Source organism: Actinomadura viridis (assembly GCF_015751755.1).
Lineage (GTDB): Bacteria > Actinomycetota > Actinomycetes > Streptosporangiales > Streptosporangiaceae > Spirillospora > Spirillospora viridis.
Genome location: NZ_JADOUA010000001.1, coordinates 720,861 through 746,591 on the forward strand (window position 1 = coordinate 720,861; position 25,731 = coordinate 746,591).

The 25,731-nt window shown below is 70.9% G+C and carries 26 protein-coding genes; 12 read left to right on the forward strand and 14 right to left on the reverse strand.

The window, feature by feature from the left end:
- Positions 1-14: 14 nt before the first annotated feature.
- Complete coding sequence (locus tag IW256_RS03245; RefSeq protein ID WP_231404253.1) at positions 15-698, reverse strand: PIG-L deacetylase family protein; 684 nt, start codon at positions 696-698, stop codon at positions 15-17.
- A 165-nt stretch (positions 699-863) separates the two neighbouring features.
- On the opposite strand from IW256_RS03245, the gene dhaK reads away from it, so the two are divergent.
- The 5 genes from dhaK to IW256_RS03270 all read left to right on the forward strand — a co-directional run bounded on the left by dhaK (position 864) and on the right by IW256_RS03270 (position 8,712).
- Positions 864-1,859: a dihydroxyacetone kinase subunit DhaK gene (dhaK, locus tag IW256_RS03250; protein ID WP_197009526.1), complete on the forward strand. Its 996-nt coding sequence runs from the start codon at positions 864-866 to the stop codon at positions 1,857-1,859.
- The gene (gene dhaL, locus IW256_RS03255) at positions 1,856-2,518 is read left to right on the forward strand and encodes a dihydroxyacetone kinase subunit DhaL (protein WP_197009527.1); all 663 of its coding nucleotides are present in this window, start codon (positions 1,856-1,858) and stop codon (positions 2,516-2,518) included. The genes dhaK and dhaL overlap by 4 nt, the downstream gene beginning before the upstream one ends.
- Before the next feature lie 238 nt (positions 2,519-2,756).
- Complete coding sequence (gene dhaM, locus IW256_RS03260; RefSeq protein ID WP_197009528.1) at positions 2,757-3,164, forward strand: dihydroxyacetone kinase phosphoryl donor subunit DhaM; 408 nt, start codon at positions 2,757-2,759, stop codon at positions 3,162-3,164.
- Positions 3,165-3,354: 190 nt separating this feature from the next.
- Complete coding sequence (gene pcrA, locus IW256_RS03265; protein ID WP_197009529.1) at positions 3,355-5,640, forward strand: DNA helicase PcrA; 2,286 nt, start codon at positions 3,355-3,357, stop codon at positions 5,638-5,640.
- Between the two features lie 1,068 nt (positions 5,641-6,708).
- Positions 6,709-8,712, forward strand: a complete 2,004-nt coding sequence (locus IW256_RS03270; protein WP_231404255.1) for an HNH endonuclease — start codon at positions 6,709-6,711, stop codon at positions 8,710-8,712.
- A gap of 214 nt (positions 8,713-8,926) precedes the next feature.
- Here IW256_RS03270 and IW256_RS03275 read toward each other — a convergent pair whose 3' ends face one another.
- Positions 8,927-9,193: a hypothetical protein gene (locus tag IW256_RS03275; RefSeq protein WP_231403625.1), complete on the reverse strand. Its 267-nt coding sequence runs from the start codon at positions 9,191-9,193 to the stop codon at positions 8,927-8,929.
- 433 nt (positions 9,194-9,626) lie between these two features.
- A complete protein-coding gene (locus tag IW256_RS03280; RefSeq protein ID WP_197009531.1) occupies positions 9,627-10,328 on the reverse strand; it encodes a hypothetical protein in 702 nt (233 codons plus the stop codon).
- A gap of 391 nt (positions 10,329-10,719) precedes the next feature.
- Between IW256_RS03280 and IW256_RS03285 the strand changes: the two genes are divergently transcribed.
- From IW256_RS03285 to IW256_RS03295, 3 genes are read left to right on the forward strand one after another with little or no spacing between them, the layout of a single operon-like run.
- The gene (locus tag IW256_RS03285) at positions 10,720-11,178 is read left to right on the forward strand and encodes an SRPBCC domain-containing protein (RefSeq protein WP_197009532.1); all 459 of its coding nucleotides are present in this window, start codon (positions 10,720-10,722) and stop codon (positions 11,176-11,178) included.
- Positions 11,175-11,516, forward strand: coding sequence for an ArsR/SmtB family transcription factor (locus tag IW256_RS03290; protein ID WP_197009533.1), 342 nt, complete (start codon positions 11,175-11,177; stop codon positions 11,514-11,516). The genes IW256_RS03285 and IW256_RS03290 overlap by 4 nt, the downstream gene beginning before the upstream one ends.
- A 1-nt stretch (position 11,517) precedes the next feature.
- On the forward strand, positions 11,518-11,961 hold the full coding sequence (locus IW256_RS03295; protein ID WP_197009534.1) for an SRPBCC family protein: 444 nt from the start codon (positions 11,518-11,520) through the stop codon (positions 11,959-11,961).
- 127 nt (positions 11,962-12,088) lie between these two features.
- On the opposite strand, the gene IW256_RS03300 is transcribed toward IW256_RS03295, so the two are convergent.
- The 7 genes from IW256_RS03300 to IW256_RS40785 all read right to left on the reverse strand — a co-directional run bounded on the left by IW256_RS03300 (position 12,089) and on the right by IW256_RS40785 (position 17,033).
- Positions 12,089-13,039 carry an RNA ligase family protein gene (locus tag IW256_RS03300; protein ID WP_197009535.1) on the reverse strand — a complete coding sequence of 317 codons (951 nt, stop codon included), beginning with the start codon at positions 13,037-13,039 and terminating at the stop codon, positions 12,089-12,091.
- A 70-nt stretch (positions 13,040-13,109) separates the two neighbouring features.
- Entirely contained in the window at positions 13,110-13,667 is a 558-nt protein-coding gene (locus IW256_RS03305) for a helix-turn-helix domain-containing protein (protein ID WP_197009536.1), read from the reverse strand.
- Positions 13,664-14,005, reverse strand: coding sequence for a DUF5713 family protein (locus tag IW256_RS03310; RefSeq protein WP_197009537.1), 342 nt, complete (start codon positions 14,003-14,005; stop codon positions 13,664-13,666). The genes IW256_RS03305 and IW256_RS03310 overlap by 4 nt, the downstream gene beginning before the upstream one ends.
- 36 nt (positions 14,006-14,041) lie before the next feature.
- Positions 14,042-14,260, reverse strand: coding sequence for a DUF397 domain-containing protein (locus tag IW256_RS03315; protein WP_197009538.1), 219 nt, complete (start codon positions 14,258-14,260; stop codon positions 14,042-14,044).
- On the reverse strand, positions 14,257-15,102 hold the full coding sequence (locus IW256_RS03320; RefSeq protein WP_197009539.1) for a helix-turn-helix domain-containing protein: 846 nt from the start codon (positions 15,100-15,102) through the stop codon (positions 14,257-14,259). Before IW256_RS03320 ends, IW256_RS03315 begins: the two co-directional genes overlap by 4 nt.
- 78 nt (positions 15,103-15,180) lie before the next feature.
- On the reverse strand, positions 15,181-16,437 hold the full coding sequence (locus IW256_RS03325) for an erythromycin esterase family protein (RefSeq protein WP_197009540.1): 1,257 nt from the start codon (positions 16,435-16,437) through the stop codon (positions 15,181-15,183).
- 11 nt (positions 16,438-16,448) lie between these two features.
- On the reverse strand, positions 16,449-17,033 hold the full coding sequence (locus tag IW256_RS40785; protein WP_197009541.1) for a TetR/AcrR family transcriptional regulator: 585 nt from the start codon (positions 17,031-17,033) through the stop codon (positions 16,449-16,451).
- 74 nt (positions 17,034-17,107) lie between these two features.
- Here IW256_RS40785 and IW256_RS03335 point away from each other — a divergent pair, with 74 nt between their 5' ends.
- Positions 17,108-17,653 (forward strand): GNAT family N-acetyltransferase, encoded by a 546-nt coding sequence (locus IW256_RS03335; RefSeq protein WP_197009542.1) that lies wholly within the window; start codon positions 17,108-17,110, stop codon positions 17,651-17,653.
- 165 nt (positions 17,654-17,818) lie between these two features.
- Here the strand turns inward: IW256_RS03335 and IW256_RS03340 are convergent, their stop codons facing one another.
- The 3 genes from IW256_RS03340 to IW256_RS03350 form a co-directional block, all read right to left on the reverse strand.
- The gene (locus IW256_RS03340) at positions 17,819-18,271 is read right to left on the reverse strand and encodes a hypothetical protein (protein WP_197009543.1); all 453 of its coding nucleotides are present in this window, start codon (positions 18,269-18,271) and stop codon (positions 17,819-17,821) included.
- Positions 18,272-18,380: 109 nt separating this feature from the next.
- Positions 18,381-19,388 (reverse strand): hypothetical protein, encoded by a 1,008-nt coding sequence (locus IW256_RS03345; protein ID WP_197009544.1) that lies wholly within the window; start codon positions 19,386-19,388, stop codon positions 18,381-18,383.
- Between the two features lie 66 nt (positions 19,389-19,454).
- Positions 19,455-20,708 carry a Tm-1-like ATP-binding domain-containing protein gene (locus tag IW256_RS03350; protein WP_197009545.1) on the reverse strand — a complete coding sequence of 418 codons (1,254 nt, stop codon included), beginning with the start codon at positions 20,706-20,708 and terminating at the stop codon, positions 19,455-19,457.
- 177 nt (positions 20,709-20,885) lie between these two features.
- Between IW256_RS03350 and IW256_RS03355 the strand changes: the two genes are divergently transcribed.
- Entirely contained in the window at positions 20,886-21,650 is a 765-nt protein-coding gene (locus tag IW256_RS03355) for a TSUP family transporter (RefSeq protein ID WP_197009546.1), read from the forward strand.
- Between the two features lie 51 nt (positions 21,651-21,701).
- Here IW256_RS03355 and IW256_RS03360 read toward each other — a convergent pair whose 3' ends face one another.
- Entirely contained in the window at positions 21,702-23,207 is a 1,506-nt protein-coding gene (locus tag IW256_RS03360) for a glycoside hydrolase family 15 protein (RefSeq protein WP_307828720.1), read from the reverse strand.
- A gap of 238 nt (positions 23,208-23,445) precedes the next feature.
- On the opposite strand from IW256_RS03360, the gene sucC reads away from it, so the two are divergent.
- A complete protein-coding gene (gene sucC, locus IW256_RS03365; protein ID WP_197009547.1) occupies positions 23,446-24,675 on the forward strand; it encodes an ADP-forming succinate--CoA ligase subunit beta in 1,230 nt (409 codons plus the stop codon).
- 2 nt (positions 24,676-24,677) lie between these two features.
- Entirely contained in the window at positions 24,678-25,565 is an 888-nt protein-coding gene (sucD, locus tag IW256_RS03370) for a succinate--CoA ligase subunit alpha (protein WP_197009548.1), read from the forward strand.
- Positions 25,566-25,731 lie beyond the last annotated feature (166 nt).

Sequence of the window (25,731 nt, forward strand, 5' to 3'; positions counted from 1 at the left end):
CGGCCTCTCCCGACTCACGCGGTGTCGATCACCTGGAACGCCTCGGCGAGCCGCCCCTCGGGCAGCCCGGCGGCGGACGCGTTGGCCGCCAGCCAGCCGCGCACCATCGTCTCAAGCTCCTCGCCCATGCGCGCGGTCTGGCTCGCGTGCGCCTTCAACGCCGCGATCTTGTGCGTGAACGTCCCCGTCACGTCCACGTAGTGGTCGGACAGCGGCCCCCCGCTGGCCCACACCTCGCGGACCGTCCACGCCTCCAGGCCCTCGTCGGCCAGCAGCTCGGGGAAGGCGTAGGGGTTGCGCGCGTCGGGGTAGACGGCGTCGAGCGTCGCCGACCCCACCGCGCGGTGGTCGGGATGGCTCGGGTGGATGCGCCGGTAGTCGCGTTCGGCGCTGGAGGTCAGCACCCGGTCGGGCCGCACCTGCCGGATCACCCGGGCGATGTCGCGGCGCAGGCCGAGGGTGGCCTCCACCCGCCCGTCCGGGTAGCCCAGGAACCGCACGTCCTCCACACCCACGCACTTGGCGGCGGCGCGCTGCTCGTCCCGGCGCAGCTCGGCCATCTCCGCCCGCGTGATGCCGTCGTCGAAACCGCCCGCGTCCCCGTCGGTGACCATCAGGTAGACCACCTCGACGCCCCGGTCCGTCCACTGCGCGACCGTTCCGGCACTGCCGAAGTCGACGTCGTCGGGGTGCGCCATCACGACCAGGGCACGGCGGATCTCGCTGTCGTCCAGAGCGCTCGTCACGGTTTCAACCATAAGCGGTACCGCCCCGGACGTCCCGCGTCCGAAGCGCCCTGAATCCCCTGAATTCCGGCGGCGCCGGGCCGGGGAACGAAGCCCCCGCGGGGGTACAGCAGAGACATGCGCAAACTCATCAACGACCCGGCGGACGTCGTCACGGACGCTCTGCGCGGCCTGGCGGCCGCGCATCCCTCCCTGCGGGTCGACCCGGAGAACCGGACGATCGTGCGGACCGACACGGCGGGCTCCGGGAAGGTGGCCCTGGTCTCGGGCGGCGGCTCCGGGCACGAGCCGCTGCACGGCGGATTCGTCGGGTACGGGATGCTCGACGCCGCCGCCCCCGGCGAGGTCTTCACCAGCCCCGTCCCCGACCAGATCCTGGCCGCGACCACGGCCGTGCACGGCGGCGCCGGCGTCCTGCACGTGGTCAAGAACTACACCGGCGACGTGCTCAACTTCCGGATGGCCGCCGAACTCGCCGAGGACGAGGACATCGAGGTCGCCACGGTGGTGGTGAACGACGACGTCGCCGTCGAGGACAGCACGTTCACCGCCGGCCGCCGCGGCACCGGCGCCACCCTGTTCGTGGAGAAGATCGCCGGCGCGCGGGCCGAGGAGGGCGCCGACCTCGCGGCGGTCGCCGAGGTGGCGCGCGAGGTGAACGAGCGCAGCCGGTCGTTCGGCGTGGCACTGTCGCCGTGCACCGTCCCGGCGGCCGGCCGGCCCACCTTCGAGCTGGGCGAGAACGAGATGGAACTGGGCATCGGCATCCACGGCGAACCCGGCCGGGAACGCGCCACGATCAGGCCCGCCGCCGAGATCGTGGACGTCGCGCTCACCGCGATCGACGCCGACATGCCCCTCGCGGGCGAGGAACTGCTGGTCCTCGTGAACGGGATGGGCGGCACCCCGCTGATCGAGCAGTACATCGCCTTCGCCGCCGTCTCCGACTGGCTGGCCGGGCACGGCGCCACCATCGGCCGTTCCCTCGTCGGCCCGTACGTCACCAGCCTGGAGATGGCCGGCTGCATGGTGTCGGTGTGCCGCCTCACCCCCGAACTGGCCCGGCTGTGGGACGCCCCCGTCGAGACCCCCGCGTTGCGGTGGGGCCGATGAGCGGGGGACCCGCGCGGCCGGAGACGCTCGACGCCGCGATGATCACGGCCTGGATCCGGCACACCGCCGAACTGGTCGCCGCCGACGCCGAACGGCTGACCCGCCTGGACGCCGCCATCGGCGACGGCGACCACGGGCTCAACCTCGACCGGGGGTTCACCGCCGCCGTGGCCGCGCTGCCCGGGGAACCGGACCCGCCGGGCCGGACGCTGATCACGGCCGGACGGGCACTGGTGTCCAAGACCGGCGGCGCCTCCGGCCCGCTCTACGGGACCGCGCTGCGCCGGGCGGGCAAGGCGTTCGGCGACGCGACGGAGGTCGACGCGGCCCTCCTCGGCCGCGCCCTCCGGGCCGCCGTGGACGGCGTACAGGAGCTGGGGCAGGCCGCCGAGGGCGACAAGACCATGGTGGACGCGCTCGCCCCCGCCGCCGCCGCGTACGAGACCGCCCTGGCCGCCGGCGGGGACCTGCCGTCCTGCGTGCGCGCCGCCGCCGAGGCCGCCGGTAAGGGCGCGGAGGCGACGGTGCCGATGACGGCCCGCAAGGGCCGCGCCAGCTACCTCGGCGCCCGCAGCGCAGGCCACCTCGACCCCGGAGCCGCCTCCACCGTTCTCATCCTCCGCGCCCTGGCCGACGTCGTCGGCGAGGCGGCCGGATGAACCACGGGTACGGGAAGCGCCAATCCAGGAACCACGGGTTCGGTAGCCACGGGTTCGGTACGCACGGGTTCGTTAACCACGGGCGCATGGGCCGTGAGTTCGTGAGCAACCAGGCCGACAAGCACCAGGTCGGCAACCACCGGGATGTGAGTGTCCAGGGTGTGAGGGACCGGGGTGTGAGCGACCCGGGTGTGAGTGTCCGGGGTGTGAGTGACCGGGACGGGGAAGGGAGCGGGACGTGGTCGGTCTTGTGGTGATCTCGCACAGCCGGGTGCTGGCGGACGGCGTCGCCGAGCTGGCCCGCGCGATGGGCGTCGGTCAGGCGGTGGTCGAGCCCGCGGGCGGTGATTCGGAGGGCGGCCTCGGCACCAGCGTCGAGCTGGTCGAGCAGGCCATCGAGGCGGCGCAGCGGGGCGACGGGGTGGTGCTGCTGGCCGACCTGGGCAGCTCGGTGCTCACCGCGAAGATGGTCGTCGACGAGGCGGCGGCCGAGGTCCGCGCGGGCGGAGGGGGCGGCGAGGTCGTCCTGGCGGACGCCCCGCTGGTCGAGGGGGCGGTCGCGGCGGCCTCAATGGCCGCCACCGGCGCCGACCTCCAGACCGTCGTCACCGCGGCGGAGTCCGCCTACGCTCACCGCAAGACCTGACCCTGGGTCCCGGCAGCCGGGCGTCCAGGCAATCAGGGCGTCCGGCCGCCCGGGAGACCGGGCATCCGGGAGACCGGGCATCCGGGAGACCGGGAGACCGGGTGAGCGCACATCCCGGATCAGTGGGCGGATCCGGGCTGATCCGGGATGTGACGGTAAGCGTCGCCGGCGGGCCGTAGACTCGCACATGATGTCGAAGACCGAAGCCCACTCCCTGCTCGACGGCCTCAACCCGCAGCAGCGCGACGCCGTCCTGCATTCCGGCGGCCCGCTGCTGATCGTGGCGGGGGCCGGTTCCGGCAAGACCCGCGTACTCACGCACCGGATCGCCCATCTGCTGGGTGATCGCGGCGTGCACCCCGGCCAGATCCTGGCGATCACGTTCACCAACAAGGCCGCCGCCGAGATGAAAGAGCGGGTGGACGCGTTGGTGGGCCCCCGGTCCCGGGCCATGTGGGTGATGACGTTCCACTCGGCGTGCGTCCGGATCCTGCGCCGCGAAGCCAAGCGGCTGGGCTTCCCGTCCGGCTTCTCGATCTACGACCAGGCCGACGCGCAGCGGCTGATGGCGCTGGTCTGCCGGGAGCTGGACCTCGACCCCAAGCGCTACCCGCCCAAGGCGTTCTCGGCCCAGGTCAGCAACCTGAAGAACGAGCTGATCGACTACGAGACCTGCAAGGACCGGGCGTCCACGCACATGGAGCAGACGCTCGCCCAGGCGTACGAGATGTACCAGGCCCGGCTGCAGCAGGCCGGCGCGATGGACTTCGACGACCTGATCATGCTGACGGTCAACCTGCTGCAGGTCTTCCCGGACGTCGCCGAGCACTACCGGCGCCGGTTCCGGCACGTGCTCGTCGACGAGTACCAGGACACCAACCACGCCCAGTACGAGCTGGTGCGGGAGCTGACCGCGCCCATCACCTCCCCGGGTGAGGGCGGCGAGCCGCTGGGCGCCGCCGAGCTGTGCGTGGTGGGCGACGCCGACCAGTCGATCTACGCCTTCCGGGGCGCGACGATCCGCAACATCCTGGAGTTCGAGCGCGACTACCCGCAGGCCACCACGATCCTGCTGGAGCAGAACTACCGCTCCACCCAGACGATCCTGACGGCGGCGAACGCGGTCATCGAGCGCAACGCCGACCGCAAGCCCAAGAAACTCTGGTCCGACCAGGGCGAAGGCCACAAGATCACCGGCTATGTGGCCGACAACGAGCACGACGAGGCCGCCTTCGTCGCGCAGGAGGTCGACCGGCTCACCGACGAGGGCGACACCCGTCCCGGCGACGTCGCGGTCTTCTACCGCACCAACGCCCAGTCCCGTGTCTTCGAGGAAGTGTTCATCCGCGTCGGCATGCCCTACAAGGTCGTCGGCGGCGTCCGCTTCTACGAGCGCAAGGAGGTCCGCGACCTGCTGGCCTACCTGCGCGTCCTGGCGAACCCCGAGGACACCGTCTCGCTGCGCCGGATCCTGAACGTGCCCAAGCGCGGCATCGGCGACCGCGCCGAGGCGTGCGTCGAGGCGTACGCCTCGCGCGAGCGGATCTCGTTCTGGCAGGCGCTGCGGCTTCCCGAGGACGTTCCGGGGATGGCCACCCGTTCGATCAACTCGGTCCGCGAGTTCGTCGCCCTGCTCGACGAACTGCGCGCCGCCGCCGAGTCCGTCACCCCGGCCGACCTGGTCGAGCAGATCCTGGTCAAGAGCGGCTACCTCGCAGAGCTGAAGGCGTCCAAGGACCCGCAGGACGAGACCCGGATCGAGAACCTCCATGAGTTCGAGGCCGTCGCCCGCGAGTTCGAGGAACGTCTCGACGGCGAGTCCGCCGAAGGCCGCCTGGTCGACTTCCTGGAGCAGGTGGCCCTCGTCGCCGACGCCGACTCCATCCCCGGAGGGGCCAAGGGCGGCCCAGTCCCGCCCGGCGAGCAGCCCGAGGAGACCGACCAGGGCGTCGTCACCCTGATGACCCTGCACACGGCCAAGGGCCTGGAGTTCCCGGTCGTGTTCCTCACCGGCATGGAGGACGGGATCTTCCCGCACCTGCGCGCCATGAGCAATCCCAAGGAGCTGGAAGAGGAACGCCGCCTGGCCTACGTCGGCATCACCCGGGCCCGGCAGCGCCTCTACCTGACCCGCGCCGAGATGCGCAGCTCGTGGGGCGCCCCGCAGAGCTACCCGTCGTCCCGGTTCCTCGGCGAGGTCCCCGGCACGCTGATCCACTGGGAGCGCGAGGCGGCCTCCAGGTCCGCCCCGGCGGCGGCCCGGCTGTCCACCCGCCCCGGCGTCTGTTCCCCCGGCAACCAGCGCATCCCCGTACTGTCACCGGGCGACAAGGTCACCCACGACTCGTTCGGCCTGGGCACCGTGATCACCGTGGACGGCCAAGGTGAGGGCGCCTCCGCCAGCGTCGACTTCGGTGGCGAGTACGGCGTCAAGCGACTCGTCCTCCGCTACGCCAAGGGCCTGGAGAAGCTCTGACCGACCGCTCTTCCGCCTTCCTCCGGCCTCCCCGCCTCCCCGCCTCCCTGCTTCTCCGGTGGCACCGCGTTCCGCTGGGCGCCTGACGACCCGAGGTCCTGAGTTCTCGACGTCCTGACGTCCTGACGTCGCCTGACGTCCCGGCGGCGCGCCGTCGGGGGTGCGAAAGTTGCTGGGGAGGTTCTTGGATAGGGCGTCGTGGCCTGTGGCCCGTGCCCCTTACCCGCTCGGGTTTCAGGTTTAGATCTTGAGCGTTTGAGATCTAAAGAAAGGGCGCCTGGACATGGCGAGTGGGCGGTTGGAGCTCGCTGGCTGTCTACAAGTTGATTCTGGCGTGCGCGTGAGGATTCTTTAGGGCGCGCATGCGGTTGGCTCGGGTGAGCCCGGTGCTGAGGTGGGCCTAGGCAGCGGTCCGCTGCCGCAATTCGTGCTTTCAACGCTTGATGCGGGCTGAGCGAACGCGAGCGTGCTTTGGGCTGGTTCGGGCTGGGGTTTCTTTCTATCGCAGTAGCGGGGTGGCGGTAGGTGGCCGGTTGAGGTGACCGATGCGGGCCGGCGCGCACCTGCCGGTCGCCGCTGGTTGGCGTCACTTCGGTTGGGGTGGCCGGTCGGGGAGGGTGTTCCATCTGCGGCTTGGTGCCCGGTCCGGCGTGGCCGTCGCGCTGCGCGCGAAAAAGCCGCAGCGACGACAAGCGGATATTCGCCGCTGGCCGCCCCCGTCGATCTGCCGCCCTTCCCTGGCCACGCACCCGCTCGTCACCCTGGAACAAACCCTGGCTCTCGGACCTCGGCCAACGTGACGCCCACCAGCAGGGACCTGCGGTTGCGCGCCGACCCGCATCGGTCACCTCGACCACCCGCCCGGCCCTGGCCACCCGGGCCCGATAAACCCCACCCCCGCCCCCGCAAAACCGATTGATGATCGACATTTGCCAGGCGGTGAATATCGAGGCCGAGAAAGGTGACCCGAACGCAATTCTGTCCAATATGTCCATTGAAACGATCAGTTGCTCCTCTTTAAGCTTGAGAGGACGAGGATTTGGTGAGGGGAGGTGAATTTTCGTGGTGATGCCTGCGGAGCTTGTTGAGGTCGTTTCGGGGGAGGGCGAATGGGAGGGTCGGGGCTGGTTTCCGCCGGGTCCGGCGTTGGGGGTGTGTCTGTCGGGTGGCCGGGAGCGGTTGGGTGATCTGACTGATTCTGAGTTGCTGGAGGTGGCGGCGGCTGCGCACCGGCAGGCGGCTTGGGCTCAGTCGCGTGAGCTGGCCGCGATCGCGGAGCTGTCGCGCCGCCGCGCAGAAGAGGGAGAAGAGGACGCGGGGGATCCGCGGGTGTTGTCATCGCGGGAGTCGGTGACCGAGGAGGTCGCCTCCACTCTGACCGTCACTGGCAACGCCGCTGCGACGCTGGTTCACCTCGCTGAGCGGCTGGCGGTGGATCTTCCCGGTACGCGGGAGGCGTTGGAGGCCGGTCGGATCGATCTGCCCAAGGCCCGGGTGATCTGTGACCTGTCCGAGGGGCTGCCGGAGGGTGTTGTCCGGCGTGTTGAAGAGGCTGTGATCGGCAGGGCTTGTGGGCAGACGACGGGTCAGTTGCGGCGGCGGATCCGGCGGATCGTGCAGCGCTTGGCTCCCGAAGCGATCGAGCGGCGTAGGAGTGAGGCCGTCGCCAGGCGGCGGCTGGAGGTGTGGGACACCGCGTCAGGGACGGCTGATCTGGGGTTGCTGGATCTGGCGCCTGAGGAGGCCCACGGGATCTACAACAAGATCACCGCCGTGGCGGCCGGGTTGAGGAGCGATGGCGATGTCCGGCCCCTCAACCTGATCCGCGCCGACCTGGCCAAGACTCTTCTGCAGGGCGCCGAGCTGCCTGAGGCCGTCCGCGCCCTCCTGACCTCCGCCCCCGCACTTTCCGGCCAGGACGGACAACACCTTCCCCCGTCTCCGGTGAACGAGGGTGAGCAGCCGCCGCCATCGGCCCGCCTGGACGTGGACGACCAGTCCGCCCTCGCCGGCCACGCAGACAAGCTCGAACGGCCCGCACCCGTACAGACGGCCCGCCTCGGCGTGAGCGAACTGCTTACACCGGCGGCCCTCACGAGTGTGAACGAACGGCCTGCACCTATCTCCCAGACGAGCGACGACAGACGTTCACCGGCCGCCCACGCGGTTGCCAGTGGGGTGACCCGTTGGGACGGGCGTCCTGCACCTGTCTCCCAGGTGGACGTGGGCGGACGCTCACACACTGCCCGCGCGTGCGAGAGTGACCTGCCTGCACCGGCGGCCCGTCTGGGTGATCGGCCTGGACCGGTGGTCGAGATGAACAGGGACGGACCCTCACCGGCCGCCAGTGAGGGCGGGAGTGCGCTGCCTGCAGCGGTGGCCCACCTGGACGGGCGGCCTGGTCCTGCCGTCCAGGTGACCGGTGGTGGACGTTCACCGACCGCCAGTGTGGGCGAGGTCGGGGTGCCTGCACCGGTGGCCCGCCCGGGCGAAGGGCCTGTTCTGATGACCTGCGTGATGGACGCGGACGAGTGGGTGTCTGCTGCCATTCCGGTGGGTGGTGCGTTCACCTCTGCCGGGGTGACCGGGCCCGGGGGCGACCTGGTGGGGGTCAGGGCGTTGGCGGGGATGGTCGATCGGCGGTTGACCGGTGTCCTGAACCGGGCCCGCGCCCTCGGGCGGCTGGAGGAGCTTCCGCAGATGATCGGGCGGGCGGTCCGTGACATCCATGACCGGCTCGCCACGGCACGCGAGGCCCATTGCCAGGGCGGCGCCGATCGCCACGGGCACCCGGGTTACCGGCCACCGGCGGTGATGCGGCGGGAGGTGGAGGACCGGCACCCCACGTGCGTCTTCCCCACCTGCAACATCCGCTCCAGCCGATGCGACCTCGACCACACCACCCCGTGGAGCCCGGGCATCACCTGCGCCTGCAACCTGGCACCACTGTGCAGGCGACACCACCGGACCAAACAGACCCGCGGCTGGAAACTCACCCAGATCTGGCCCGGACTCCTCATCTGGATCACACCGTCCGGCGCCTGGCACATCACCCTGCCCAACCGGGAATGAGTCAGCCGGGTTCGTGTGTGACCGACCACGAGGGCTTCCACCTATTCGCGGGCAACCGGTGCTTTACGCTGGCCGCCAGTGCGGTCCATTGTGGTGAGGTGGCAAGGGGTGAATCGCGGCGGCGGGTGTTATATGAGGACCGGCCGGAGAACCCCTCTTGGGCAAGGCGAGTCGTGCGGGTGGCGGGATTTTTTTTGAGGGACGCTAGGGCGCTTCACGCCGCTCGGCGCCTTCTCAGCTCAACGAGCCATGCCCGTACCTGTTCGTCGTCGTGCAGGAAACCGCCGCCCTCGCTCGCGGGCAGATCGATTCCATAGAGGTTGTTCAGCGCCCACCAGGACAGGTCGTCCCAGACAAAGTCGTCCTCTGTCACCCATCTTGCCGCCCAGCGGTCGGCCTCGTCTCGACTCAGTCGACCCGCGACGAGCTCGACGAAACGATCTTCGATCTCGTCAAGAGTCGGCTGGCTGCCAGTATTCACGCCACCGACCGTACCGGAATGGCAGACGTTGCCTGATGCGGCACTGGTTGTGATGTCCGCATACGTTCACCGGGGCAAGCGACACGCTCGCAGACGTCCGGGATTTCGATGCGTGTAGCCCTCACGCTCGTGGTGAGGTGATCACTGTCGAGAGGGGGCGTGTACGGCAGGGCCCGTGAGGGCATGGCTGCTGACCGAACAGGAGGGGCGGCGGCCGCAGCGGGCAACAGCAGGCACCAGTCGATTCGATATTACCGTCTTTTCGTCACAGGCAACCTTCCATCATCCAGGTCTTCTTGGGTGAACTCGTACACGGGCCGCTTTCGTCGCCGTAGTGAGGTTTTCTCAATGAAGATCACTCCCATTGCCCGTTGAGGACGAGAGCGGCTCGGGTGATGTCGACGTAGCGGTCATGGGTTCCTGTCCGTGTGGTTCAGCGGAGACGCTCGGCGAGCCGCGCTCTGAGCGGCTCGTAGTCGTGGGCGGGGAACAAATCGGGGAATACGGCGAGCATTTCGGTAAGGAATTCCGCGGTCACTTCGTGGTCCTCTTCTGTCAAGGAGACGTCGGTGAACAGGTACTGCCAGCCATATGCTCCCTTGGTGACGCGCAGTGCGTCGAGGTAGCCGCAGAGGTCGATATCCATACGGTGAACGCCGAGCTCACCGTCGCTGAACCAGATCTCCGGGTTGTGCACACCACCCTGCTTGATCCTGAGAGAGGAGATGGATCCCACCCCGCCCATGGGCGTTCCGTCGAAGTCGCGGAGTTCGACCAGTAGTTCCAGCTGCTCCGGTGACGGGTCGGGATAGCGCTCGACGGGCGGCTGCCTGCGGATCGCCTGTGCCAGGGGCGAGAGACTGAATTCCCCGGCGAACAGCGGGTCCGTTTCTTCTTCGCCGTACCCCCAGCAGGCGCCCAGGCCGTCGAAGCGCAGGAAACACTTCTGAAGGGCCGGGTCGAGGAGAACTCCGTCCTGTTGCGCGAGCGTACCGAAGGCACTGTGCGCATCTGCGGGCTCCACGGTCAGCGGGCCCTGATGATCCCAGGTCATCTGAAGGTCGGGATCGGAGCAGTGCCGCAGCTCGTCGAGTACGTCCAGCCAGCGGCGCTCGTACGGTGTTGGTTCCGTCATTCTCGCCTCTCAGAAGGGCTTCTCGGCGAAATGATCTCCGGTGGGGCCCGGGTAGATACTGGCAGATGCGCGACAGTTCCGAGGCCCCGTTTACGCGCGACAACGCGACGCCCAGCGCACCGACATGGTGGCCGGCCAATGCCCGAACGTGCCCGCATTCGCAGGTGGCTGGGGACGCCCTCGCCGTCGCGGCCGGCGGCCCACATGGAGGCGAGCCGCTACTCCGCACAGCTCACCGCCGGACGGCCGTGTAGTTGGTCGGGCCGTACCGGTACGCGTGGCCTGGCGTCATGTGGGGTCGTGGCCGCCACAACATGCAACCAAAGGTTGCATGTCGGGGCCCGGTTGTCGTAGCCTCGTGCAACCAAAGGTTGCGAAAAGGTTGGTGGACATGGAGTACGGATCCATCGAGCGCGACATCCATGTCGACGCTTCGCCCGAGGTGGTCTTCGAGGTGATCAGCCGTCCCGAGCACATGCGGGAATGGTGGCCCGACGACGCGCGGTTCGCCCCGGTCGCGGGCGCGCCCGGGGAGCTCGTGTGGCGCGACGCGGAGACCGGCGAGACGGTGACCGTCGACCTCGCCGTCGTCGAGGTCGATCCCCCGAAGCGGTTCTCCTTCCGGTGGTGCTTCACCGCCCCTCACCGGAGCGGGGACTCACTGCTCGTCACCTTCGATCTGGTCCCGGCCGGTGGGGGGACCCGGATCCGCATGACCGAGACCGGGTTCCGCGAGATGGGCTGGGAGGTCGCGGTCCTTGAGGAGCAGTACCGCGACCACGCGACCTCGTGGGACCGCTACATCCCCGCACTGGGCGCGTACGCCGGGCGCGTGGCCGTCGGCTCATGAGCACGGCGGCCGACGATGACCTGTGGTCGGCGATCGGCGACCCCATCCGGCGGACGCTGATCGACCTGCTCCTGGCCGGAGGGCCGGGCACGGCCACGTCGCTGAGCGAACGGCTGCCCGTCACCCGCCAGGCCGTCTCGAAGCACCTGGCCGTCCTGGACCGGGTCGGCCTGGTCCACGCCACGCCGGTCGGCCGCGAGCGCCACTACCAGGTCGACGAGGCGCAGCTCGCCCGAGCCGCCGCCCAGCTCTCGGCGGTCGGCGCCACCTGGGACGCCCGACTCCGCCGGATCAAGCAGATCGCCGAGGCGATCGAACGAGTGAACAGAGGAGAATGAAATGGTCGACATCCTGCACCGGATCGGTGTCGTCGCCCCGCTCGACGACGTTTACCGAGCGGTCGCCACTCCAGAAGGCGTCGCCGGCTGGTGGACGACCGACACGGCGGGCAAGAGCGAGGTCGGCGGGCAGCTGGCCTTCCGGTTCGGCGACGTCGGTGGCTTCGACATGGAGGTCCTGGATCTCGATCCGTCCGGCCGCGTGCGGTGGCGGGTCATCGATGGTCCCGAGGAGTGGATCGGCACCGAGATCGGGTGGTCCCTCGAGCAGAGCGGCGAGTACACGATCGTCCGGTTCAGGCACGAGGGCTGGCGCGAGCCGGACGAGTTCATGCACCACTGCAGCACCAAGTGGGCGACGTACCTGATGAGTTTGAAGGAACTGGTGGAGACCGGGCGTGGCAGGCCGTCGCCGGACGACGTCAGGATCAGCGACTGGCACTGATCACGGCGAGGCTGACCAATGGAGCCGGCGCCCTCTGGGACGGTCGAAGAAGAGCGGGTGGACGTTGCCCATCTTTGTGGCGGTACGGGAAGCCCGTCCGGCGCGTGGCCGCCCAGGTACGGCCGGTTCAGTGGCCTTGCAACGTGGCCAGCGTGCGGGCCGCGGGCGTGAGCGCGGCGGCCAGGTGCCGGCGGTCGGGGTCGGGCAGGCCGCCCAGGTCGTCATCGAGGTCGGCGAGCAGGTCGTCCACCACCTCGGCGACCAGCTCGGCGGTGCCTGCGGCCGGGCCGAGCTTGCTGCGGGCCGCGTCCAGGCGCGGCGGGGTGAGCCGTTCGACCGCGGCGGCCAGCAGCCATGCCGGTACTCCCGTCACCCCGCCGGGAGGCGGCACGAACGGCCGGGCGCCGTTGTAGCGGGCGTCCTCGGCGAATTCGGGATGCTTGACCTTCACTACCGGACGCGGTCCCCGTTCGGTGGTATCCCAGGGCCCGGCGGGTTTGAGGACGTAGCCTTCGGCGCGGTTTCCGGGCAGTGCGGGAAGGCTCAGCGCGGCGGGTACCAGCGTCGGGAAGTCCACCGTCAGCTCCGCCAGCTTGTGCCGATGGCCTCGGCCCAGCAGCGGCACGCACTCCAAGCCCACACCGGCCACCAGGTCCGCCAGCTCGGCGCGGCCCATCCAACGCGGTCCCGACGAGGTGGCGATGGCGCCGTCGAACGCCAGCCACACCAGGTCGGGGCTGTACCACACGCCGGTCTGCACCGGGCAGGCGTCCTTGACCGGCGGTACTCGCGGGTGCGGATAGCCTCCGCCCGCCAGTTCCCCGTACAAGATCACGTCCTGTCCGGCCGCCCGGGCCGCTGCCGCCGCCGCGGTCGCCAGCGCCGGCCACAGCCGCGTCACCCCGAAGAACGCCTCAAGCCGTTCCTCGTCCAGCGGCCCGCGGCGCCCGGCGGCCCGCGTCGTCCGGCCGTCGCTGACCAGTGCGAGATGCGCGCCGTGCACCTTCTCCTCGGCCACCCAGATCCCGCCGGGCAACGGCCCGTCGCCGAACCGCTGCGGGATCTTGGGGTACCACACGGCTCCGGCCTCCGTTCGGCCCGCTGCGCAGGCGCCTCGGCGGGAAGCCTGTCCGAGTCCCACCTGAAGATCAACTTGTTTTCGTGTCTCGAACATCGGCGGTTGCTCTGGCGAAGCTGATCGTCGGGCCGGTGGCGAGCAGGCGGCTGGGTGGGAGCCCGAACATGCGGTGGAACGTCTCGCTGAAGTGGGAGGGGCTCGCGAAACCGGCCTCGGTGGCGGCGGTGGTGAGGTCGTGGCGCCCGGCGATGAGTTCGGCGGCGCGCAGCATCCGGGTCCAGAGCCGGTAGCGGCGGAAACTCGTACCCGTGTGGGCGGCGAACAGGTGGAGGAAACGCGACACCGACAGACCGCACTCCCGGGCCAGCTCGCCGGCCGAGACCGTCCGGCCCACGTCGGCCCGGAGCGTTCTGATCGCCTGCCCGATACGGGGATCGGGGTGGAGGGGGCCAGGCGGTGCTGCCAGGTCGAGCCGGTCCTGCGCGGACATGTCGTGGAGCAACCGCCGCTCGTTCCGGTGGCCGAGCCCGAGTACGGCGTCCCCGGAGGTCATCTGCGCCGCGCAAGCCGCCCGGCGGGAGGAGGCGGCGTCGCTCTCCTGGCCGTTGCCTGACTTCGGGCCGGTCACCAGTTCCGGGTGGCGATGAGCTTCTCCACGTCCGCGTCCGCGAATCCGTAGGCCGACGCCACGAACCAGAAGTCCTCCGCTATCTCCTCGCGAGCGGCGGTCTCGATCTCACTCCCCGCGGCGTCGAACTCCGCCTCCAGCAGGTTGAACTCCTCCGTAGCCGCCTGCGTGAGCCCGTACAGCGCCGCCAGGTCCGACGGCCGCTCCACCTCGATCCGCTCGCACAGCCTCAGCAGGATCCCCCGTCCCTTGTCGAGGACGTGATCAGGGAAGTACGGGTCCTCGTACAGCGCCTTCAGAAACGCGTGCCCTGCCACCTGCTGGTTCGTGATCGACATGGTGATCCCGTCTTCCTGCGCGAGTCGATGCGGCGATCATGCATCACGGGTCTGACAGGGGCGCTGTGGCGTTGGGGTGTTGTTGGTTTTGATGGTGGTGAGGAGGGTGTGCCAGGTGTGGGGGTGGAGGTGGAGGTGTGGGCCGCGGGGGTTTTTGGAGTCGCGTACGGCGATGGTCGTATTGAGGGCCGCGACTTCGACGCATCCGCCGTGTTGTGTGCCGTCGCTGTGGGTGCTCTTGCGCCACTCGGTCATGATTCCGACCGTAGCCGTTCGAGCAGGTCACGGGAATCGGCTTTGGAAAGGGCGCTTCGGGTGAGTTCGTCAAAGACCGTCTCGTAGCGATGGACGTCCTTGGTGTTCTCCACGTACGACATTCCTTGCAGGCTTTCCAGCGTGACGATGGTGAGTCTGCCGCGTACGCCGAGTTCCAGGATCGTGAACGGGCCGTTGAGTCCTCTGTGTGCTCCCGCCTCGAAGGGAGTGATCCGGATGTCCAGGTGCTCGCGTTCGGAGAGGTCGCGGAGCCGTGCGAGCTGGTCGCGCATGACCGCCGCGCCGCCCACCTGACGACGAAGGACGGCCTCGTCGAGGATGGCCGTGAGCCTGGGCGGGCTGGACGTGTCGAGGAGGGTTTGCCTGGCCATGCGGACTTCCAGCGCGTCCCGCAACGCGGAAGTCGAATCCGGATCGAGTAGTGCGCGGGCATAGTCGGGGGTTTGGAGCAGGCCAGGGACGAGGACCGTTTGATAGGTGCTGATGGATCTGGCGTCCGTTTCCAGCGACAGAAAATCCATGAGCTCGGGGGACAACGCGTGTGCATAGCGATGCCACCAGCCCTTCTTGCGGCCTTCGCGGGCCAGTTCGAGCATCGCCTCCCTGAACGGGCCTTCCGCGTGGCCGTACTTCATGAGGATGTAGTCCAGGTCGCGCGGCCGGATCGCTTGGGTGCCGGCCTCCAGGAGGCTGATCGAGGAGGAGGAGCGGTCGAGGAAGGCGCCTGCTTCCTTCATCGTCATCCCGGCCTCCAGCCGCAGGCGCCTGAGCTCCAGGCCGATGCGGCGGAAGCGGGCCGAGGGGAGGTTCTGGGCTGCCATGCCGCCATGGGAGCACGGGGTCGATCCGTGCGCGGCCGATTACCGAGAGTTCTGGATGTTCAGGTTCTGGTTCCTCTGTCAGTCGTCGGTCGTCGTGGTGACGGTCGGGACGGACAGTACGGCGTCGAACGCCTCTCGTACGGGGAGTTCGATGTCGGCGCTCTGGGTGCGGATGCGGTCCAGGGGCCGGGCCCCTCCGGGTGGTACGGGGCGCAGGTCGGTGAGGGTGATCGCGTTCCGGAATCCGGCGTCGAGCAGGGCTGCCTCGATGCTCCCCGGGGAGGGAGGGGCGAGGGTTTCGTCGATGACGGTGAAGCCCGCCTCGGTGCTCTCGTCCAGGTGCATTTCCGGGACGTGGCCGGCGGTGTGGGTCAGGGCGATGGCGCGGTAGTCGTCGCCCAGCGCGCGGTGCAGGTAGTGGCCCATGGGGAAGGCGATGAGGTCGCCGTCGAAGTGCACCGGCGCCTTCTGGATGTGGTTGTTGTGGGCGGCCAGGACGAATCGGGCCTCCGGGGCGCGGGCGAGGTGCCACAGGAGCGACCCGGCCATGTAGTCCTCTCGTATGGAGGTGTCGCCCGCCATGCCCTCGCCCGCGTAGATGTCGCGCATGGCGCCGAACATGTAGTCGGTGTGCGGGGCCGCTTGGAGGCGGCGCAGGTTGAGGTCGTAGCGGTCCTGGTCGCTGCGCGAGACGTAGAGGGCTTCCAGGGCCCGGAACCGCAGGAGGAGCCGCGCCAGGCCGGCGGTCAGCGCGTCCTGGTCCGCCGTGGTGAGGCGTGACCATTTCGGGGAGGCCGCGGCGAACGACTTGCCGGCGAAGCGGTCGGCGATCGCCAGGACGCGATCCATGAGGGGGAGCGCGTCGGGATCGACCTCGCGCAGGTAGGCGGTCACCGGGTCCAGTGCCGGACGCAGATCGCCGCCCGCGGCCGGGATGTCGATGCCGGCGAACCGTACCGGGTGCCCGCTGGTGCGGTTGTGCCGGTGCAGCCAGTGCGCCATCTCCGTGGTCAGCCCGGCGAACGGGGTGCCGCCGAGCCGGGTGAGGTCGCCGCCCTCGCCGTGGATCCAGCGGTCGAGGCCGGTCCCCTCGCTGAACCCGTACTCGAAGGCCAGGACGGTGAAGCCGCAGCGTTCGGCGAGGAAGCGCAGGAGGCACTGCCGGGCCCGGGTGAACTCCTGGACGAAGTGGGCTCCCTCGCCCAGGGCCACGACGCGGGCGTCACCGGCGATGTCGCGGAGTGGTTCGAGGTCGTCCAGGGGGGCGTCCGGGGCGAGGCCGGAGAGGGTGGTGGTGTGCTCGCGGATCCAGCCGAGCAGGTCATGGTCGGCCATGATGGGGGACTCTACTGGAGGGTGCGGAGGAATCCGTCCAGCAACTCGGTCTGGCGTTCCGGCGGGAAGCGCTCGGGGTCGAAGAGGGCCTGGAGGACCAGGCCGTGGGTGAACGCGGCGGCGGTGGCGACGACCGCGTCCACGTCGGTGCCGGACGGCAGCTCGCCCCGTTCGACCGCCGTGGTCACGTGCGGGCGGAGGCGGCTCCGCCAGTTCTCGTACCGGCGCGTCTCGCGGGCATAGAGGCCGGGGTCGGCGAGCGAGCCGTCCCAGGAACCGACCCAGACGCGGTTCATCGCGGTCGCCTCGGGGGTCAGCGGGAGGACGTCCAGCAGCGCGCCGCGCAGGTCGCCCAGCCCGCCGCCGCCCGGCCGCCGGAGGGCCCGTCCGGCGGTGCGCTCGTCGGCGATGTCGAGCGCGTACGCGACCAGGGCCTTCTTGCTGGGGAAGTAGTGGGTGAGCAGGCCGGTGGTGGCGCCCATCTCGGCGGCCACGGCACGCAGGGTCAGGCCCGTGAAGCCGCGTTCGGCGAGGACCTGCCAGACCGCCTCGGACACGTCGCGGCGCCGGGCGTCGTGATCACCTCGTGCGGGCACTCCCGGTGCTCCCTTCGCGCTGGTACGGGTCTAGAGTACGTAACAAACGTTGGGTATGCATATCGGGAGGCCCCATGTTCGCGTCACCGCTGGCCGAGGACGCCGAGATCCGTCCGCTGGAGCCGTGGCAGGCGGAGGAGTTCGCCGAGCACGTGGTGCGGGTGCGCGCGGACATCTCGCCCTGGATCCCGTGGGCGGCCACCATCACCGACGCCTCTTCCGCCCGGGAGTTCCTGGAGATGTACGCCCGCAGGCAGGCCGCCGACCAGGGCCGGCTGTACGGGATCTGGATCGACGGGGTGCTCCAGGGCGGGACCGTGTTCCGCACGTTCGACCCCGTGATGCTCAACTGCGAGATCGGGGTCTGGATGGGGGCGGCCGGGCAGGGCCGCGGCCTGGTGACGCGGGCCGCCCGGCAGATGATCGACTGGGCGTTCGGCGTGCGCGGCATGGCCCGGGTGGAGTGGCACTGCGATCCGGAGAACGCGCGCAGTGTCGCGGCGGCCGAGCGTCTGGGCCTGACGTGCGAGGGGACGCTGCGCGAGGCGTTCGTCATGAACGGCGAGCGCCGCGGCGTGCAGATCTGGTCCCTGCTCGCGGACGAGTGGCGAGCTGCCTAGGTGCCTGACTCGCGGTGGTCTCAGCCACCGCGAGCGCGTGACCTGCCCGGTGGGGCGATGCCGGAGGCGAGCGCCGGCGGGCGGATCGCGGAGCGATGCCGCGCTCGCCAAGTCCCGGTCAGGCGCGAGTCGCCAGGCGAGCGCCGTGGGCCGGGACTTTGAAACCTAGGGGTGGGGTGCTCGGGTGGGCACCCGGCCGGTCGCGGCTCGCCGTTCGGCCGCCAGGGCGCGTCCGAGCATCGTCAGCGCCAGGAAGAACAGCAGCCCTTCCGCGGCGAGGCTGGCGAGCCCGAGCGGCTCGGTCCAGTTCCCGATGTCGTCGGTGTAGCCGGGGAGCCCCGGCCCGCGTGACAGCACGTAACCGACGACCGGGCCGGCCGCGACCGCCATGGCGAGGGCCCAGCCGATCCGTACGGCTCCGGCGATCAGCAGCCCGGCGGTCACGATGGCCGCGACCTCGACGATGTAGTAGCCGATCCCGACATAGGCGGGCGCCTTCGAGCCGGGGAATCCGCCCTGGTCGACCACATGGACGGCGGCCACCGCGAGGGCCAGCAGGGCCCCCGCGATCCTCGGCCACCAGGCGGACGCGGGTGCGGGGGCCTGGTCGACGGTCATCGTTCTTCCTCCAGGACGTCGCGTGGCGGCCGGGGGGCGCCGCGGGACGTGGTCTCCCTGCCCGCTCAGGTCCGTCCCTCCCTCAAATCTTCCCCAAGCATGGCGCCGGTCAGGGCGTCCGGGGGCGCAGTGCGAGGAGGAGCACGGCGAGGAGGAGGACGACGATGGCGCCGAAATGGGTGATCCACAGGCCGGCGGTACGGGGGGTGACCTGCCCGGCTTCGAGGAACGCCGTGGTCAGGCGGGTCTCGTCCCAGACGAGCCGGTCGCCCTCGGGACGGCCGAGGTCGGAGGAGGGCGCCTCGTAGGTGAGGACCTCCCCAGGGCACAGGTAGGTGTAGGACGCGGAGTCCGGCGCCCGCTCCGCGGCGAGGAAACGGCAGGTGACCGGCTCGCCGGTGATGCCGAGCCAGAGCGCGCCGGTGCTCGGGCGGTGGGCACCGGTGAGGAGGAACGCCAGCGCGACGACGAGGAGGGCGCCGTTGAGCAGGAGCGGCGTCCGGTAGGTGTTGCACGCCATGCTCATCGCGAGGAAGGCGATCGCGACGAGCGAGAGGACGATCGCCGCCATGGTCACGCCGGGATAGGTCATGTACGCGACGCCGTCGGCGACGAGGAGGAGCGGGATCAGCACGGTCAGGACGTTCGCCAGGCGCGGCGGGATCATGCGGTTCCGGCCCATCAGCGAACCGCGCACCCAGATCCCGCACAGCGGGAGGACGGCGCCGAAGACGGCGCAGGTCAGGGTGCTGCCCCGTTCGTCCCCGGCGAGGACGGCCAGGCTCGCGGCGAAGGCGGCCAGGCCGTACCAGATGAGGAGCGAGGCCGTCAGCCGGGCCTTGCCGTAGGCCTTGGAGCCTTGCTTGAACCGCTGGAACCCGACACCGCCGACCGACACGAACGCCAGGAGGGCGCCGATCCCGTTCATGGTCAGCCCGGCGGCGGTCCAGTGCAGCGGGGTCAGGACGAACGCGGTGCCCAGGACGTGGAGGAAGAAGGCCGGGGCCAGGCAGCCCCACGCCCCCGACATCTCCTCGTCCGGGTTCGGCTTCCTGGTCCGCGTGCTCGTCGCGGGACCCGGAGCGGTGGCCGGCGGCATTTCGTCTGCGGAGGGCAAAGCGGTCTCCAAGTGATCATCTGTCGTCCCGCAGAACTGTGCAGGGTGACGGGAGCCGCCGCAAGGTCAGGAAACGGCGTGCACGCGGAATCCGCTGAGGATGGTGTGCAGCCGGTCGGCCATGGCGCGGCCGAACGCGGGGTCGTTGAAGTGGGTGTCCATCTCGTGGATCGCGACCGCGGATCCGGAAAGGCCCTCGCGTACGGCGGCGAACAGCGCGGCGTCGGAGGCGGGGTCGTGCAGCGGGCCGCCGGGCGCGCTCAGGGTCGACAGGCCGCGCAGCGGGACGAACAGCGCGGCGGGGGCGGCGGCCTCGCGCAGCCGGGCCGCGACCCGCCGGCCGAGGTCGGCGGACTCGGCCGGGGTGGGGCGGACCAGGACGCCCGCCCGGTCGCGGACGCGGGCCCGGCGCGCGGGGAGCGGGACGGCGGCGGCGAACCTGGCGACGTCGAGCCCGCCCAGGCTCACGACCTGCGGGATTCCCGACCGGGCGGCGCCTTCCAGGCGGCCGGGCAGGCCGGTGGGCGGCCGGGTGGGCGGCTCGGTGATCAGGCCGCCGGGCAGGTCGATGGACAGGTCGGCCAGGGTCGCGTCGAGCGCGGCGGCGAGCGTGCCGCCGGCGGCCATCGCCTCGTACGAGCGGCGCCCGGCGGCGGTGGCGCGGAACACCGCGACCTCGTACCCGAGGATGCCGAGGAGCTCGCGGGCGGCGTGCACGCCCGGGGCGGTGCCGCTCGCCAGCGTGGCGCCGACCAGAGGCCCGGCGGTGCCGGGGTCCGCGCCGGGCCGGTCGCCGCCGGACGCGCCGCCGGACGCCCGGCCCGCCACGGCGCCCGCGGCCATCCCGGCGATCGCGTCGGCGGCGCCGGCCAGCACCCGGGCGGAGACCGGTTCGGCGGCGTACATGAGGGCGATGTCGGACCCGCCGGCGGGGGGCATGGCGTCGCCCGAGGCCAGGCCGCTGATCACGAGCTTGGGCACGCCCGGCGGCAGCGCGGCCAGCGCGGCGGCGGTCGCGGAGCCGCCCCCGAGCGCGAGCACCCCGTGGATCCGTCCGGCCCGGTGCAGGCGGCGCGCGATCTCGGCCGCGCCCCTGGCCATGGTGGCCGCCGCGCCGTCCCGGCGGGTGCGGTCCGCCGGGTCCGCGCCGGCCGCCCGGCGGACCTCCTCGCGCGTGATGTCGGGGGTCACCCGAGGGACGTCCCGGACGCCGGTGTCGACCAGGATCGCCTCGGCCCCCGAGGTTTTGAGCCGGTCGCGTATCCATGCGTGTTCGAGGCCGCGGGCGTCCAGCATTCCGATCAGCACGACAACAGGCATACGAGCACTGTTCGCGTACTTCGGCCGAACGGACAAGCGCCGGAGCCGCCCCAGTTATCTGCCGTTCCGGCATTCCGGGCTAACCCGGGCATCAGCGGCGTGAACGGACGGGAGTAGGGTCATTCGCGACAGGATTTTGACTCCTTACATCCCCGCCTTTCCCCCCAGGAGCCGTTCTTGGACGTGGAGCTGGTGCTCCTGCTGGTCGCCGCGCTCGGCGCGGGCTGGGTCGACGCGGTGGTCGGAGGCGGCGGGCTCATCCAGCTCCCCGCCCTGATGCTGCTGAATCCCGGCGCGCCGGTGGCGAGCGCGCTGGCCACCAACAAGCTCGCCTCGATCGCGGGCACCTCGTCGGCCGCGGTGGCGTACCTGCGCAAGGCCAAACCCGACCTGCCCGTCGCGCTGCCGGGCGCGGGCCTGGCCGTGGCCTTCTCGGCGGTCGGGGCCCTGGGCGCGACAGCGATCTCCTCGGACGTGCTCAAGCCGGTCATCATGGTCGTCCTGCTGACCGTGGCGGCCGTCGTGGTCCTGCGGCCCGACCTGGGCCGGACCCCGGCGCTGGTGCTGCGCACCCGGCGCCGGACCGCCGCCGCCGTGCTGGTCCCCGGAGTGGTGATCGCCTTCTATGACGGGCTGGTGGGGCCGGGCACCGGAACGTTCCTGGTGATCACCTTCACCACCCTGCTGGGCACCGACTTCGTCAACGCCTCCGCCAATGCCAAGATCATCAACACCGCCACCAATCTGGGCGCGCTGGTGGTGTTCGCCGCCCAGGGGCAGGTGCTGTGGGCGCTCGGGCTGGCCATGGCGGTCTGCAACATCGTCGGCGCCCAGCTGGGCGCCAGGATGGCGATCAACCGCGGCGCCGGGTTCGTCCGGGCGGTCCTGCTCTGCGTGGTGGCCGCGCTGGTCCTCAAACTCGGGTACGAGCAGTTCGCCTGACCGGTTCGCCTGACCGGTTCTGCCTGACCGCCGCCGGCCCGTGCCGCCGGGTCAGCGTGCCGGCGGGATCGGCAGGGGGTCCTCCAGGGCCGCCAGGGCGAGCAGGACCAGCGAGGCCGTCCAGCCGAGCGGGGCGACCGAGGCGGGCTGCCCCTCGGCGTCGACCTTCTCGGGGAGGACGCCCAGCGAGGTCCGGTGCTCGGCCAGCCAGTCCAGGCGTTCCAGGGCCTCGTCGGTACGGCCCGAGGTGGCGGCCGTCAGAGCGAAGAGGGCCATTTCCGGTGTCCAGGCCACGTCGGGGCTCCCCGACCAGCGTTCCCCGGGCAGGACGCCTCCGTTCGGCAGGCTCGTCCGCCGGAAGCCCTCGGCGACGGCCGCGGTCACCCCCGGATCGGCCGGGGCGAACGGCGGCGCGACGAACGTCACCGACGTGTCCATCAGGCCGTTCCGGATAGGGGACCGCGGGTAGCCGTAGGGGGTGAACTGCCGGGTGACCGCGTCGGAAAGCCGCCGCGCCGCGTCCTGCCAGTGCGACGCCTTGTCCGTGTGGCCGGCCCCGTGGGCGAACGCGGACGCCGAGCGCAGCCCCGCCAGGACGGGACCCACGACGCCCAGCGTGGGCCGGCGGGGGTCCTCCTCGGTTCCGGGCTTGCGCTCCCAGTAGTCGGAGGACGGCGGGGGCAGCCCCTCCACGTCCAGGGACCCGGCGAGATGGTCGGCGGCCCGCACCACCATCGGCCACAGCTCGTTCGCCGCCGCCGAGGCCGGGGACCGCTCGCGGAACAGCCAGCTCGCCCACAGCACCCACCCCAGGGAGTCGAGCTGCGGGTCCCGGCCGTCGGCCACCTCGGTGCCGTCGGTGTGGTAGCGGGCCGCCCACAGCCCGTTCTCGTTCTGCACGCGGGCGAGGAAGCGCAGCACCCGCTCCGCCTCGGCTTCGTGACCGGTCACGGCGAACGCCACGGCGGTGAACGCCGAGTCGCGCGGCCACGAGTACCGCCACGCGCCGTACCAGGAGGCCTGCGACGCGCCGTTGGGCCGGGTGAGCAGGCGCAGGTCCAGCAGCGCCCGTTCGGCCATCCCGCGGTAGACGCGCCGGGTCCCGTCCGGGACGGCGGCGCCGCCGTCGGGGACGGTCCCGCCGGCCAGCCACGCGCTGTCGGAGCGCACCGCCGCCGCCACCCGGGGATCGGACGCGTCCACGGTGATCGCCGTGCTGGTGCCTAACGGGACGAGCCGGACCCGGCCGTCCCGGAGCAGCAGGACCGAACTGCCCGGGATGTAGGACGCGCCCTCCGCCGCGTCCGCGGGGACCGGCACCCCGGTGAACGGCCAGCCTCCGCCGCCCACCATCCCGGGGCTGACCTGGGCCGGCACCCCCCGGTCGGGGAACGTGGCGCCGCAGGTGCCGACGAGGGCGGCGACCAGGAGCAGCCCGGCGGTGCGCCGGACCCTCCGCAGCGTGTCCCCGTGCGGCGGCGCGGCCGTTCTCAGCGGCGCGGCCGTTCTCGGCGACGGTACGGCCGCTCTGGGCGACCCGATCCGATCTACGGCCACCGTGCCATCTCCCCTTTGTCACCCTGGCTTCGTTGCAAGGCGAAGACAAGTACACCAAGTCTTGATAAGTGGATCATCCTCCCAACGGGCAATCACGACATCCTCCTTAAGGGGCAGCGCTTGAAAGGCCCCCGGCGGCATCAGCATGGAGCAGGGGAGACTAGGCTGCATCGACGGAGCGGACCGCCGGGTGGGCTGCCCGACGGTCATCGGCTGTCGATCCGTATAAGGACGCCTCGTGGACCTGTTTGAACATCAGGCGAAGGAACTCTTCGCCGAGTATGGGGTACCGGTGCCCACCGGCAAGGTCGCCCATACCCCCCAGGAAGCTCGGGCCATCGCGGCGGAACTGTTCGCCGCGGGGAGCTCGAAGGTCGTCGTCAAGGCCCAGGTCCTCACCGGGGGCCGGGGCAAGGCGGGCGGCGTGAAGCTGGCCGACACCGCCGACGAGGCGGAAGAACTCGCCGGCCGGATCCTCGGCATGGACATCAAGGGCCACACGGTCCACAAGGTCCTCGTCGAAGAGGGCAGCGCGATCGCGGAGGAGTACTACTTCTCCTTCCTGCTCGACCGCGCCAACCGCACCTTCCTGTCGATCTGCTCCGCCGAGGGCGGCATGGAGATCGAGGAGGTCGCCGAGACCAACCCCGACGCGGTCGCGAAGGTGGACATCTCCGCCATCGACGGCGTCGACCGCGACAAGGCCCGCGAGATCGCCGTCGCCGGCCGGCTCCCGGAGAAGGCCCGCGAGGGCGCCGCCGAGCTCATCGAGCGGCTCTGGGCGGTGTTCACCGACGAGGACGCCACCCTGGTCGAGGTCAACCCCCTGATCCTCACCGCCGGCGGCGAGGTCAAGGCGCTCGACGGCAAGGTGACCCTGGACGACAACGCCGGGTTCCGCCAGGAGTCGCACGAGGCCCTCCAGGACAAGGCCGCCGCCGACCCCCTGGAGGCGCGGGCCAAGGAGAAGGACCTCAACTACGTCAAGCTCGACGGCAGCGTCGGGATCATCGGCAACGGCGCCGGCCTGGTCATGTCCACCCTGGACGTGGTCGCCTACGCCGGCGAGGAGTTCGACGGGCAGAAGCCCGCCAACTTCCTCGACATCGGCGGCGGCGCGTCCGCCGAGGTCATGGCCAACGGCCTGGAGATCGTCCTGTCGGACGCCGACGTCAAGTCGGTGTTCGTCAACGTCTTCGGCGGCATCACCGCCTGCGACGCGGTCGCCAACGGCATCGTGGCCGCCTACAAGCTGCTGGACGAGCGCGGCGAGACCGTCGACCGGCCGCTGGTGGTCCGGCTGGACGGCAACAACGCCGAGCTCGGCCGCAAGATCCTCACCGACGCGGCGCTGTCCGGCGTCGAGCAGGTCGACACCATGGACGACGCGGCCCGGCGGGCTGCCGAACTCGCGGTGGGGGCGGGCGCCCGCCAGGGGGCTGGAAACAACTCGACGGCAGGTGCATAGCAATGGCCATCTGGCTGACGGAAGACAGCAAGATCATCGTTCAGGGCATGACCGGCTCGGAGGGCATGAAGCACTCCCGCCGGATGCTCGCCTCCGGCGCCGCCGTGGTCGGCGGCGTCAACGCCCGCAAGGCCGGGCAGAGCGTCGACTTCGACGGCACCTCCCTGCCGGTGTTCGGCACCGTCGCCGAGGCGATGGCCGAGACCGGCGCGGACGTGTCGGTGGTGTTCGTGCCGCCGAAGTTCACCAAGGACGCCGTGGTCGAGGCGATCGACGCCGGCATCCCGCTGTGCGTGGTCATCACCGAGGGCATCCCGGTGCACGACACCGCCTACTTCTGGGCGTACGCCGAGAAGAAGGGCAGCAAGACCCGGATCATCGGCCCCAACTGCCCCGGCATCGCCTCCCCGGGCAAGTCGAACGCGGGCATCATCCCGGCCGACATCACCACGCCGGGCCGGATCGGGCTGGTGTCCAAGTCGGGCACGCTGACCTACCAGATGATGTACGAGCTGCGTGACATCGGCTTCTCCACCTGCGTCGGCATCGGCGGCGACCCGGTCATCGGCACCACCCACATCGACGCGCTCCGCGCCTTCCAGGACGACCCGGAGACCGACGCGATCGTGATGATCGGGGAGATCGGCGGTGACGCGGAGGAGCGCGCCGCGGCCTTCATCGAGCAGAACGTGACCAAGCCGGTCGTCGGCTACGTCGCCGGGTTCACCGCGCCCGAGGGCAAGACCATGGGCCACGCCGGCGCCATCGTCTCCGGTTCGGCGGGCACCGCCCAGGCCAAGAAGGAGGCCCTGGAGAAGGTGGGCGTCCGGGTCGGCAAGACGCCGAGCGAGACCGCCCGCCTGATGCGCGACATCATGAAGAACCTCTGACCGGGCCCTTCCCCGGGAAGACCAGCAGAGCGAGAAAGACGCCCGAGCCGCCCGGCGGCCGGGCGTCTTTCCGTGCGCCCGCTACGCTGGGTGATCGTCGACGACAAAGGCGACACGCCGGGCGCGCGGGCGGCCGTCCCCGGGTGAGGGTGCCAGCATTGACCGC